An 11,927-nucleotide genomic window follows, 5' to 3' on the forward strand; every position below is an offset into this window, starting at 1 on the left:
ATGAACTGGTGACGATGTGACGCAGTATTTCACTGACGTTAACTCTGTCACCAGATCGGCAGCGCGGGAAAGAGTTTCAAATGATTTGCAAAGGAGGGGGCACACGCCGACCCTCACGCACTCCCCTCCGGCGTCATCGTCGCCAGTCCGCCATCCGCCCGCACCGACGCCAGGGTCAGCGCATGCCAGTAGAGGTCCAGCAGCGCCGCCGGCATGCCGCCCTGCTCGTGACCCTCCATCGGCAGGATGGCGGCGGCGTGGGCCAGCGCCGCGGTGGCGGCGTTCGTGCTGCGCGACACCGCATCGCCCAGCAGTCCCAGCGTCTGGCCCAGCGCCGCGGCGTCGAACCGCAGAAGCGCCGGCGGCACGGTGATCTGCGCCTCTCCGCCGCGCAGCCGGCCGACGGCGATGTAGACATGCAGCAGGTCGGGCCGCTCCTCCGGCCGCAGCAGGGCGGCGACGATGCGGTTGCCGGTCAGCGCCCCGGTGCCGTCGAATTCGTACATCGTGGCGCGCTCGCCCTGGCGGGTGGCGGCGAGTCCGGCGAGGCGGGCGGGCAGCGGATCCCCGGCGCGGCGGGCGGCCTCGTCGAACAGGGCGGGATGGCTGCCGCCCTCGCTCAGCACCACCAGCGGCGCGTCGGTCGCCGCAGCGGCGGCCAACAGGCGGGCCAGCACGGCGAAAGGATCCGTTCCCGCCTCTCCCGCTTCCGCTTCCAGCAGGCCGGCGCCACGGCGCAGCATCGCCTCGGCAAAGCTGATGTCGATATCCATGGCCCCAACCCTTCCGCTTGCCTCGAACTCCGGCCCGTTTTAGGACGGGGCGCCGCCTCCGCTCAATGGTAACCGAAGCTGCCCGTCACCTTTCCCCGGAACACCCAGTAGGAATAGAAGGTGTAGCCCAGGATCGACGGGATCAGGAAGGCCATGCCGACCAGCAGGAACACCTGCGTCTCCGGCGGGCTGGCCGCCTCCCAGACGGTGACGCCGGGCGGGATCAGGTGCGGCCACAGGCTGATGGCGAGGCCGAGGTAGGACAGGGCGAACAGCGCCATCGAAAGCACGAAGGGCGCCACCTCCCGGCTGTTCTCGATGGCCCGCCACAGGGCGAAGGCCAGCACCGCGGTGACGATGGGCACCGGCGACAGCAGGATCATGTTGGGCATGGAGAACCAGCGCTCGGCGATCTGTGGCAGCAGGAAGGGCGTCCACAGGCTGACCACCGCGACGCCTGCCAGAACCACCAGCATCAACATCCGCGCCATGCGATAGCACCAGTCCTGCAGCGGTCCGATGGTCCGCCAGATCAGCCACGTCGCCCCCAGCAGCGCATAGCCGACCACCAGCGCCGCCCCGCAGAACAGGGCGAAGGGGGACAGCCAATGCAGCATGCCGCCGGCGAACTGCCGCCCCTCCACCGGGATGCCCTGGATGAAGGACCCCAGAACGACCCCTTGCGCGAAGGTCGCCAGCAGCGACCCGAAGAAGAAGGAGCGGTTCCACCAATGCCGGCCGGCCCGCGCCTTGAACCGGAATTCGAACGCCACCCCGCGGAAGATCAGCGCGATCAGCATGACCAGCAGCGGGATGTACATCGCCGGCAGAACCACGGCATAGGCGATGGGAAAGGCCGCGAACAGCCCGGCTCCGCCCAGGATCAGCCACGTCTCGTTGAAGTCCCAGACCGGCGCCACCGTGTTCATCATGGTGTCGCGGTCCTCCTCCGTCGGTGCGAACGGGTACAGGATGCCGATGCCCAGGTCGAACCCGTCCATCAGCACATACATGAACACCGCGAAGCCGACGATCCCGACCCAGATCAGGGTCAGAACGCTTCCTTCCGCAATCTCCTGCATGGGGCTCACTCCGCTGGTTCGATGGACTGGTCGGTGGCGGACAGCGGCCGTTTGGGCCGTTGCGCCTCCGGCGGCTGCTTGGCGTCATGCACAAGGGTCGGACCGGTGCGCAGCAGGCGGATCAGGTAATAGGTGCCGGCGCCGTAGATGATCGTGTAGGCGACGACGAAGGACAGCAGCGAGACAAGCGCCGCCTCCGTCGTCAGCGACGGCGTCACCGCGTCGGCCGTGCGCATATGGCCGTAGACGACCCAGGGCTGTCGCCCGATCTCGGTGGTGAACCAGCCGGACAGGATGGCGATGAAGCCGATCGGCATGCAGCCGACCAGAACGCGGAAGAACCAGTCGCTGGTGTAGAGACGGCCGCGGAAACGCAGCACCAGATGCACCACCGCCACCGCCAGCATCAGGAGGCCGATGCCGACCATCAGGCGGAAGGTCCAGAAGATGATGCGCGGGTCGGGCCGCTCGTCCGCCGGGAACTGCTTCAGGCCGGGAACGCTGCCGTTGAAGTCGTGGGTCAGGATCAGGCTGGACAGCGCGGGGATGCCGATCTCCCAGTGGTTGGTCTCCTTCTTCACGTCGGGAATGGCGAAGAGGACCAGCGGCGCGCGCGGCCCGCCCTCCCAATTGCCTTCCATCGCCGCGATCTTGGCCGGCTGGTGTTTCAGCGTGTTCAGCCCATGTTCGTCGCCCAGGAAGATCTGCAGCGGCGCCAGCACGGTGATCAGCGCCAGCGCCATGCCGAGGCCCAGCTTCGCATGGTCGAAATGGCGGCGCTTCAGCAGATAGAAGGCGCTGATGCCGGCGACGACGAAGCTGGTCGTCAGGAACATCGCCGTCACCATATGGGCGAGGCGGTAGGGGAAGGACGGGTTGAACACCACCTGCCACCAGTCGGTGACGAAATAGCGGCCGTCCCGGATCTCGAAGCCGGCCGGCGTGTGCATCCAGCTGTTGGCCGACAGGATCCAGAAGGAGGACAGCAGCGTGCCCAGCGCCACGAGGCAGGCGGCCATCAGGTGGATGCCGCGCGGCACCCGGTCGCGCCCGAACAGCATGATGCCGAGGAAGGCGGCCTCCAGGAAGAAGGCGGTCACCACCTCGTACTGGATCAGCGGGCCCAGGACGTTGCCCACCGTGTCGGACCAGCGGCTCCAGTTGGTGCCGAACTGATAGGACATGACGATGCCGGACACGACGCCCAGACCGAAGGACAGCGCGAAGATCCGCGTCCAGAACTCCGACAGGCTGCGGTAGATGCCCTTGCCGGTGCCGACCCAAAGCGCTTCCAGCAGCGCGATCCAGCAGGCAAGTCCGACCGTAAAGCTGGGAAAAAGGATGTGGAAGGAGATCGTGAACGCGAACTGAATTCGCGACAGAATCAATGGATCGAGTTCCATGGCCGCCGCCTCTTTTGTTGGGCGCGATGATCCGCTTGCGCCGGCGGGAAGCCCGGCGCCGGTGTGGCAGGAGGCCATGTAGAGTGTGCGACTGGCGCGGAAAGGGGGACTAGTCTTTCAGGCTTAAACCCGACAGCACAAGGTATTGGTGGGACATACGGAGTGATTGGGCATCGAGGTCTGGGGTGGCGGTCAGTGGGGCGGATAGACCGCGGTGATGCCGGAAATGATCGTCTGCGCCGCCAGCGCCGCCAGCACGATGCCCAGAACACGGCTGACCGTGTGGATCACCGTGCGGCCCAGCAGCCGCCCGACCCGGTCGGCGCCAAGCAGGATCAGCGTCACCCCGCCGATCACCGTCGCCGCCGCGCCCAGCACGCTGACCTGTCCCGCCACCGTGCCGCCGGTGCGGTCCATCAGCAGCAGGATGGAGGTGATGGCGCCCGGCCCGGCGATCAGCGGCACCGCCAGCGGAAAGACGGCGATGTCGTGGGCGTCCTCGTCGGTCATCGCCTCGCCGGTATCCCGCTCCTTCCGTTCGGAGCGTTTGGCGAACAGCATCTCGAAGGCGATCCAGAACAGCAGCGCCCCGCCGGCGATGCGGAAGGCCGGCATCTCGATGGACAGGGTCTGCAGCACCACCTTGCCGAAATAGGCGAAGAAGACCAGCACCACGAAGGCTATGGCGGTGCCGCGCAGCGCGATGATCCGCTTGTGCCGCTCATCGAAGCCGCGGGTCAGCGCGATGAACAGCGGCACCAGCCCCGGCGGATCGACGACGACGAAAAAGACGACGAGATTGCTGATGTAGTCCGACAAAGCGGGCTCCAGCCTAGGTGATCGTGGATTGGGTGCATCAATCATAGGCTTGGCGGTGCGGGGTGTCACCTCCGGACCGGGCATATCCCCTCACCCTAACCCTCTCCCCGGGGGGAGAGGGGACTGCCAGCGCATGGGCGAACGCCTCGACCCCCTGCAGGCCGGCCGGGGTCAGCGCATAGGTGCCGCGCCCCACTCGTTCGAACCAGCCATAGACGTTGCGCAACAGCATCGGCCCGACATCCTTCGGCGCCCCCGCCTTGCGCAGCGCCGCGACGGTCAGCGGCCCGTCGCGCAGCATGCGGGCGATGCGCAGCGCATCCTGGCGATAGGCGGTGACGATGGCGACCCGGGTGGAGCCGCCGCGGTTGGGATCGCCGACCCGCCGGGCATGCTCCCCCAGCAGCCGGTGCGTGCGCTTCCTGTCCTTGCGAGGGGTATAGGGAACCGGATCGAGCAGCACGGTGACCCGCCGCCCCTCCGCCAGCCCCGGATCGACCATCAGCAGCCCGAGCCCCAGCCGGCGGCAGAGCTTCTTGACATCGGGGTCCAGCGGCGACGGCCCGGTTGCCTTGCGCCCCGGCTGCGGCACGGCGAGATAGACGCTGTCGCTGACCGCCAGCCGGTCCACCCCTTGCAGCACGAGGTCGAGCGTGAAGCGCTTCTTCAGCTCGACGATCACCGGCGGCTCGGCACCGCGCGTGGCGACGAGATCGCAGCCATGGATCTCCGCCTTCACGTCATAGCCCTGGGCTTCGAGGAAGGCTTTGACCGGCGCGTAGAGGTCGGTTTCGGCGGTGACGGTCAAAAGTCGCCTGTCAGGACGTCGATGGCGCGGCGGATGTCGGAACGGGCGTCGGATGCGGACGCGACGACAGCGCCGATTTGCGCAACAGGCAAAGCGACGATCTGCGGCGTCACGACGACGAATTGCTCGTTCCCGACCATGATCGAGGGCATGATTTTGGAAATTGGAGCTTCAACTTCGGACGACCGGATCAACGGAACGACCACACGGGTTCTATCGATACCGACATAATCACCCTGAACGATTAGGAGATAGGGAATGGGGTGATTTTTCCTTCCCTTCGCTGCCGGATTGAGGCAAACGTCGAGAAATCTCATTCGAAGTTCCGGTACTCTTCACCGAAAAGACCAAGCCGGTCCACCAACGCATCGTAGGCTGCAAACGCCGCCCGATTGTCTTCCATCCACTTCTTCTTTTCGGCATCCATGGACGACACGCAGGATGCGTTTTCCAGCGTATCGGAAACGGGATGCTCATTCTTCTTGGCTGGATCTATCCTGGACATCGAACGGCTCCCGACCATGCGTCACCATACTGAGGATAGTGACGCAGCATTATCCTGTCCAGTTCGTGACCAGCTGGATGGTCTCTCAGTTCGAAATCCTCGGAGTTCCGACCGACACATTCCAACTTCGGGAACGAGAGCGTGACGCCGCCCCGACCCAATGCTACAATCCCGGCATGACGAATTCGGTCGCATCTCCTCCCAAGCCACGATAGCCCCGGCAGCGCCGTTCAATGTTGGACGGGACGCGCCGGGGCATCGAGCTTGGAGAGGCAAGATGTCTAAAGACATGACGCGGGCGCGCCGCCGGCATGAGCGTGCCCGTATGGTCGCAAAGGTTCGGCGTATTCTCCCTTGGGCCGACATTCCGCAGAAGGTCGCCGACAATATGGCAGTGTGCAGTTGCTGGATGTGCGGCAATCCACGGCGCTACAGAACTGAACTGACCATGCAGGAGCGGCGGCAAGCCATCCGGGAACTGGATTGGAATCACTGAAAGCGACGGGGCGATGCCTCTACCGCGCATCACCCCGTCAAATTTCAAAGGGCCCCCCGCCGCCTGACACAAAAGCGGGAAGAGCCTTCGCTCTTCCCGCTTCCGCTCATCACGCCGCCGCCTTCTGCTTGCGCAGGATGCCCAGGATGTCGGACGCCGCCTTCGGGATGTTGGTGCCCGGACCGTAGATGGCCGCGGCCCCCGCCTTGTAGAGGAAGTCGTAATCCTGCGGCGGGATCACGCCGCCGCACACCACCAGGATGTCGCCGGCACCCTGCTTGCGCAGTTCCTCGATCAGCTGCGGCACCAGCGTCTTGTGGCCGGCGGCCTGGGACGACACGCCGATGACGTGGACGTCGTTCTCCACCGCCTGACGCGCCGCCTCGTCCGGGGTCTGGAACAGCGGCCCGATGTCGACGTCGAAGCCGATGTCGGCGAAGCTGGTGGCGATCACCTTGGCGCCGCGGTCGTGGCCGTCCTGGCCCATCTTCACCACCAGGATGCGCGGCCGGCGGCCTTCCTCGGCGGCGAAGGCTGCCACCTCCTCCTGGATCTTCTTGAAGCCGTCGTCGCCCTCATAGGCCGAGCCATAGACGCCCGACACCGAGCGGATGACCGCGACATGGCGGGTGAAGGCCTTCTCCAGCGCGTCGGAGATCTCGCCGACGGTGGCGCGGGCGCGGGTGGCTTCGACCGACAGGGCCAGCAAATTGCCCGTCTTCTCGGTGGCCGCCTTGGTCAGCGCCGCCAGCGCCTCCTGGCACTTGGCCTCGTCGCGGCTGGCGCGGATCTGCTTCAGGCGGGCGATCTGCGCCTCGCGGACGGCGGTGTTGTCGATGTCCAGCACGTCCACCCCCTCGGGGTTCTCAGGACGGTACTTGTTGACGCCGACGATCACCTCCTCGCCGCGGTCGATGGCGGCCTGGCGGCGGGCGGCGGCCTCCTCGATCAGCAGCTTGGGCATGCCGCTCTCGACCGCCTTGGTCATGCCGCCCATTTCCTCGACGCGGCCGATCAGCTCCAGCGCGGCGTTGGCGAGGCTGTGGGTCAGGTGTTCGATATAGAAGGAGCCGCCGAGCGGATCGACCACCTTGGTGACGCCGGCCTCCTCCGCGATGATCAGCTGGGTGTTGCGGGCGATGCGGGCGGAGAACTTGGTCGGCAGGCCCAGCGCCTCGTCGAAGGCGTTGGTGTGCAGCGACTGGGTGCCGCCCAGCACCGCGGCCATCGCCTCGATGGTGGTGCGGATGACGTTGTTGTAAGGGTCCTGCTCGGTCAGGCTGACGCCCGAAGTCTGGCAATGGGTGCGCAAGGCCAGCGAACGCGCGTCCTTCGGCTGGAACTTCTCCTGCATCAGGGACGACCACAGCAGGCGCGCGGCGCGCAGCTTGGCGATCTCCATGAAGAAGTTCATGCCGATGGAGAAGAAGAAGGACAGGCGCGGCGCGAACTTGTCGACCGGCAGCCCCTTGGACATCGCGGCGCGGACATATTCGAGACCGTCGGCGATGGTGAAGGCCAGCTCCTGCACCGCCGTGGCGCCGGCCTCCTGCATGTGGTAGCCGGAGATCGAGATCGAGTTGAACTTCGGCATGTGCTGGGAGGTGTACTCGATGATGTCGGCGATGATCCGCATCGAGGGTTCGGGCGGGTAGATGTAGGTGTTGCGGACCATGAACTCCTTCAGGATGTCGTTCTGGATGGTCCCGCTCAGCTTGTCCTGGGAAACGCCCTGTTCTTCCGCCGCGACGATGTAGCCGGCCAGGATCGGCAGCACCGCGCCGTTCATGGTCATCGACACCGACATCTTGTCGAGCGGGATGTCCTGGAACAGGATCTTCATGTCCTCGACGCTGTCGATCGCCACGCCGGCCTTGCCGACGTCGCCGACGACGCGCGGATGGTCGCTGTCATAGCCACGGTGGGTGGCGAGATCGAAGGCCACCGACAGGCCCATCTGGCCGGCCTTGAGGTTGGCCTTGTAGAAGGCGTTCGACTCCTCCGCGGTGGAGAAGCCGGCGTACTGTCGGATGGTCCAGGGCTTCACCGCATACATCGTGGCGCGCGGGCCGCGGGTGAAGGGCGGGAAGCCCGGCAGCGTGTCCAGCTCCAGCCCTTCCAGGTCGGCGGCGGTGTAGAGCGCCTTGACGTCCAGCCCTTCCGGGGTCTTCCAGACCAGCTTGGAGATGTCGCCGTCGGCGCCGAGATCCTTGGCGGCCAGCTTGTCCCAATCGGCAAGGGTCTTCTTCGGGAACTCGGTCATCGACGCCTCCTGAGGGCTTCTTATGGCGCAGGTAGTAATGGTGGCAGTGCGTTTCCTCCCGACACCCCTCTCCGCCCTCGGTGGACCGTGGTCCATCCGTCGGACGGACCTCCGGTCCGCCGAGGGCGGAGAGGGGCTGGGGGTACGCTTCCTCTCGGTACTGTTCTTCTTATTATACGGTTACGCGAATTCCACGATCTTCTGATCGACCGCCAGGCTGCTGCCCGGGGCTGCGTGGATTTTCGCGACCGTTCCGTCCTGCGCGGCGCGCAGGATGTTCTCCATCTTCATGGCCTCGACCACGGCCAGCACCTCGCCGGCCTTGACCTCCTGGCCTTCCGACACCGCCAGCGACACCAGCAGGCCCGGCATCGGCGACAGCAGGAACTTCGACATGTCCGGCGGCGCCTTGACCGGCATCAGGGCGTCTAGCTTCGCCGCCTTCGGGGTCAGTACCTTGACGATGGCCTGCGACCCGCTGTGGTGCAGGCGATAACCGACGCCGACGCGGTCGATCTGGACGCAGACATGATTGCCGTTCACCGTGCCGCGGAACAGCGGCTCGCCCAGCTGCCAGTCGCTCCACACCGTGTGGTGCTTGCCGTCGATGTCGACGGTGTAGCCGATGCGCTGCGGGCTGCCGTCCGCCGGGTGCAGATGCACCGGATGCTGGGTGCCGTCCAGCACCACCACCCAGTCGTCGCGCACCTTGGCCTTGTTGCCGGGCATCTTACCGGAGATCTGGATGTCGCGGTCGTTCAGGCTGCGGTGGATCACCGCGGCGACCGCGATCAGCACCGCCGGATCCTCCGGCGGCAGGTCCGAGGCATGGAAGCCGTTCGGATATTCCTCGGCGATGAAGTTGGTGGTCAGCCGCCCGTCGACGAAGCGCTGGTTCGCCATCAGCGAGGCCAGGAACGGGATGTTGTGGCTGACGCCGCGGATGTAATACTGGTCCAGCGCCTCGCGCATGCCGGCGATGGCCGCGTCGCGCGTCGAGCCCCAGGTGCAGAGCTTGGCAATCATCGGATCGTAGTACATCGAGATCTCGCCGCCCTCGAACACGCCGGTGTCGACGCGGACATGCGGGTCGGCGGCCGGCGGCCGGTAATGGGTCAGGCGGCCGGTGGAGGGCAGGAAGTTGCGGAAGGGATCCTCCGCATAGACGCGCGCCTCGATGGCCCAACCATGCAGACGGACGTCCTCCTGTTTGATCGTCAGCTTCTCGCCAGCCGCGACGCGGATCATCAGCTCGACGAGGTCGAAGCCGGTGATCAGTTCGGTGACCGGATGCTCGACCTGGAGGCGGGTGTTCATCTCCAGGAAGTAGAAGTTGCGCTCGGCATCGACGATGAATTCCACCGTGCCGGCCGACTTGTACTGCACCGCGTTGGCCAGGGCCACCGCCTGCTCGCCCATCGCCTTGCGGGTGGCGGCGTCGAGGAACGGGCTCGGGGCCTCTTCGATGACCTTCTGGTGGCGGCGCTGGATCGAGCATTCGCGCTCGCCCAGATACAGGCAGGTGCCCTGCCCGTCGGCCAGCACCTGGATTTCGATGTGGCGCGGCTGCTGGATGTACTTCTCGACGAACACGCGGTCGTCGGCGAAGCTGGAGCGCGCCTCGTTCTGGGCGGACCGGAAGCCCTCGCGTGCCTCCTCGTCGTTCCAGGCCACGCGCATGCCCTTGCCGCCGCCGCCGGCCGACGCCTTGATCATCACCGGATAGCCGATGTCGCGGGCGATGGTCACCGCCTCGTTGTCGTCGGCGATGACGCCGAGATAGCCTGGGACGGTGGAGACGCCGGCTTCCTTGGCCAGCTTCTTGGACTCGATCTTGTCGCCCATGGCCTGGATGGCGTGGGCGTCCGGACCGATGAAGGCGATGCCGGCGGCCGCCAGCGCCTCCTGGAACTCGCGCTTCTCCGACAGGAAGCCGTAGCCGGGATGCACGGCCTGGGCGCCGGTCTGCTTGCAGGCCTCGACGATGCGGTCGACCTGCAGATAGCTCTGGGCCGACGGCGCGGCGCCGATATGGACGGCCTCGTCGGCCATCTCGACATGCAGCGCGTTCTTGTCGGCGTCGGAATAGACCGCGACGGTCTTGATGCCCATGCGGCGTGCCGTGCGGATGACGCGGCAGGCGATCTCGCCACGGTTGGCGATGAGGATCTTCTCGAACATGCTGCCGGCCCTCACAGCGGAATGTTGTCGTGCTTGCGCCAGGGGTTCTGGAGCTGCTTGTTCTTCAGCATGGACAGCGCCTTCGTGATGCGGCGGCGGGTTCCGTGCGGCATGATGACGTCGTCGATGTAACCGCGCGATGCGGCGACGAAGGGATTGGCGAACTTCTGCTTGTACTCTTCCGTACGCGCCTCGATCTTCTCGGCGTCGCCGATGTCGCCGCGGAAGATGATCTCGACGGCACCCTTCGCACCCATCACCGCGATTTCCGCCGACGGCCACGCATAGTTCACGTCGCCGCGCAGATGCTTGGACGACATCACGTCGTACGCGCCGCCGTACGCCTTGCGGGTGATGACGGTCACCTTCGGCACGGTCGCCTCGGCGTACGCGTACAGCAGCTTGGCGCCGTGCTTGATGATGCCGCCATATTCCTGGCTGGTGCCGGGCATGAAGCCGGGGACGTCGACCAGGGTCAGGATCGGGATTTCGAAGGCGTCGCAGAAGCGCACGAAACGCGCGGCCTTCTTGGAGCTGTCGATGTCCAGGCAGCCGGCGAGCACCATCGGCTGGTTGGCGACGATGCCGACCGTGGAGCCGTTCATGCGGGCGAAGCCGATGATGATGTTCTTGGCGTATTCCGGCTGAAGTTCGAAGAAGTCGCCCTCGTCGACGATCTTGAGGATCAGCTCCTTCATGTCGTAGGGCTTGTTCGGGTTCTCCGGCACCAGCGTGTCGAGCGAGAAGTCCTCGCGGTCGAGCGGATCGACGCAGGGGCGGACCGGCGCCTTCTCACGGTTCGACGACGGTAGGAAATCGATGAAGCGGCGCAGCTGCAGCAGGGCCTCGACATCGTTCTCGAAGGCCAGATCGGCCACGCCCGACTTGGTGGAGTGGGTGACGGCGCCGCCCAGCTCTTCCGCCGTCACGACCTCGTGGGTGACGGTCTTTACCACGTCGGGGCCGGTGACGAACATGTAGGAGCTGTCCTTCACCATGAAGATGAAGTCGGTCATGGCCGGCGAATACACCGCACCGCCGGCGCACGGCCCCATGATGAGGGAGATCTGCGGGATGACGCCCGACGCGTCGACGTTGCGCTGGAACACCTCGGCATAGCCGCCGAGCGAGGCCACGCCCTCCTGGATGCGAGCGCCGCCGCTGTCGTTCAGGCCGATCACCGGTGCGCCGACCTTCAGCGCCTGGTCCATGATCTTGCAGATCTTCTCGGCATGCGCCTCCGACAGCGCGCCGCCGAAGACCGTGAAGTCCTGGCTGAAGACGAAGACGAGGCGGCCGTTGACGGTGCCGTGGCCGGTCACTACGCCGTCGCCCGGGACCTTCTGGTTCTCCATGCCGAAGTCGATGCAGCGATGTTCGACGAACATGTCGAACTCCTCGAACGACCCTTCGTCGAGGAACAGCTCGATCCGCTCGCGCGCGGTCAGCTTGCCTTTGGCGTGCTGGCCGGCGATGCGCTTCTCACCGCCGCCCAGCCGCGCCGCGGCGCGCTTGGACTCCAACTTGGCCAGAATGTCTTGCATCGGGCGTTCCCATATCTTTGGCATCGCAGTGACGGTCCCCGCTCCGGCGCCGA

11 protein-coding genes are annotated in these 11,927 nt (G+C 65.9%); 1 reads left to right on the forward strand and 10 read right to left on the reverse strand.

The window, feature by feature from the left end; all coding sequences use genetic code 11:
• Window positions 1-113: 113 nt before the first annotated feature.
• The 7 genes from AB8P05_RS22555 to AB8P05_RS22585 all read right to left on the reverse strand — a co-directional run bounded on the left by AB8P05_RS22555 (window position 114) and on the right by AB8P05_RS22585 (window position 5,390).
• Window positions 114-773, reverse strand: coding sequence for a hypothetical protein (locus AB8P05_RS22555; protein ID WP_472760955.1), 660 nt, complete (start codon window positions 771-773; stop codon window positions 114-116).
• Window positions 774-835: 62 nt separating this feature from the next.
• Window positions 836-1,855: a cytochrome d ubiquinol oxidase subunit II gene (gene cydB, locus AB8P05_RS22560; RefSeq protein WP_472760956.1), complete on the reverse strand. Its 1,020-nt coding sequence runs from the start codon at window positions 1,853-1,855 to the stop codon at window positions 836-838.
• A 5-nt stretch (window positions 1,856-1,860) separates the two neighbouring features.
• Complete coding sequence (locus AB8P05_RS22565) at window positions 1,861-3,258, reverse strand: cytochrome ubiquinol oxidase subunit I (RefSeq protein ID WP_472760957.1); 1,398 nt, start codon at window positions 3,256-3,258, stop codon at window positions 1,861-1,863.
• A 192-nt stretch (window positions 3,259-3,450) separates the two neighbouring features.
• Complete coding sequence (locus AB8P05_RS22570; protein ID WP_455174663.1) at window positions 3,451-4,077, reverse strand: MarC family protein; 627 nt, start codon at window positions 4,075-4,077, stop codon at window positions 3,451-3,453.
• Window positions 4,078-4,114: 37 nt separating this feature from the next.
• Window positions 4,115-4,885, reverse strand: a complete 771-nt coding sequence (locus AB8P05_RS22575) for a DUF2161 family putative PD-(D/E)XK-type phosphodiesterase (RefSeq protein WP_472760964.1) — start codon at window positions 4,883-4,885, stop codon at window positions 4,115-4,117.
• On the reverse strand, window positions 4,882-5,202 hold the full coding sequence (locus AB8P05_RS22580) for a CcdB family protein (protein WP_472760959.1): 321 nt from the start codon (window positions 5,200-5,202) through the stop codon (window positions 4,882-4,884). Before AB8P05_RS22580 ends, AB8P05_RS22575 begins: the two co-directional genes overlap by 4 nt.
• Window positions 5,199-5,390: a type II toxin-antitoxin system CcdA family antitoxin gene (locus AB8P05_RS22585; protein WP_472760960.1), complete on the reverse strand. Its 192-nt coding sequence runs from the start codon at window positions 5,388-5,390 to the stop codon at window positions 5,199-5,201. The genes AB8P05_RS22580 and AB8P05_RS22585 overlap by 4 nt, the downstream gene beginning before the upstream one ends.
• A 277-nt stretch (window positions 5,391-5,667) precedes the next feature.
• Between AB8P05_RS22585 and AB8P05_RS22590 the strand changes: the two genes are divergently transcribed.
• Complete coding sequence (locus tag AB8P05_RS22590; protein WP_472760961.1) at window positions 5,668-5,886, forward strand: hypothetical protein; 219 nt, start codon at window positions 5,668-5,670, stop codon at window positions 5,884-5,886.
• 109 nt (window positions 5,887-5,995) lie between these two features.
• Here AB8P05_RS22590 and scpA read toward each other — a convergent pair whose 3' ends face one another.
• The 3 genes from scpA to AB8P05_RS22605 all read right to left on the reverse strand — a co-directional run bounded on the left by scpA (window position 5,996) and on the right by AB8P05_RS22605 (window position 11,874).
• On the reverse strand, window positions 5,996-8,149 hold the full coding sequence (gene scpA, locus AB8P05_RS22595) for a methylmalonyl-CoA mutase (RefSeq protein ID WP_472760965.1): 2,154 nt from the start codon (window positions 8,147-8,149) through the stop codon (window positions 5,996-5,998).
• A 180-nt stretch (window positions 8,150-8,329) separates the two neighbouring features.
• Entirely contained in the window at window positions 8,330-10,330 is a 2,001-nt protein-coding gene (locus AB8P05_RS22600; protein WP_472760966.1) for an acetyl-CoA carboxylase biotin carboxylase subunit, read from the reverse strand.
• Between the two features lie 11 nt (window positions 10,331-10,341).
• Window positions 10,342-11,874, reverse strand: coding sequence for an acyl-CoA carboxylase subunit beta (locus AB8P05_RS22605; protein WP_455174659.1), 1,533 nt, complete (start codon window positions 11,872-11,874; stop codon window positions 10,342-10,344).
• Between the last annotated feature and the right edge of the window lie 53 nt (window positions 11,875-11,927).

This window comes from Azospirillum sp. VT-I1, assembly GCF_055698305.1.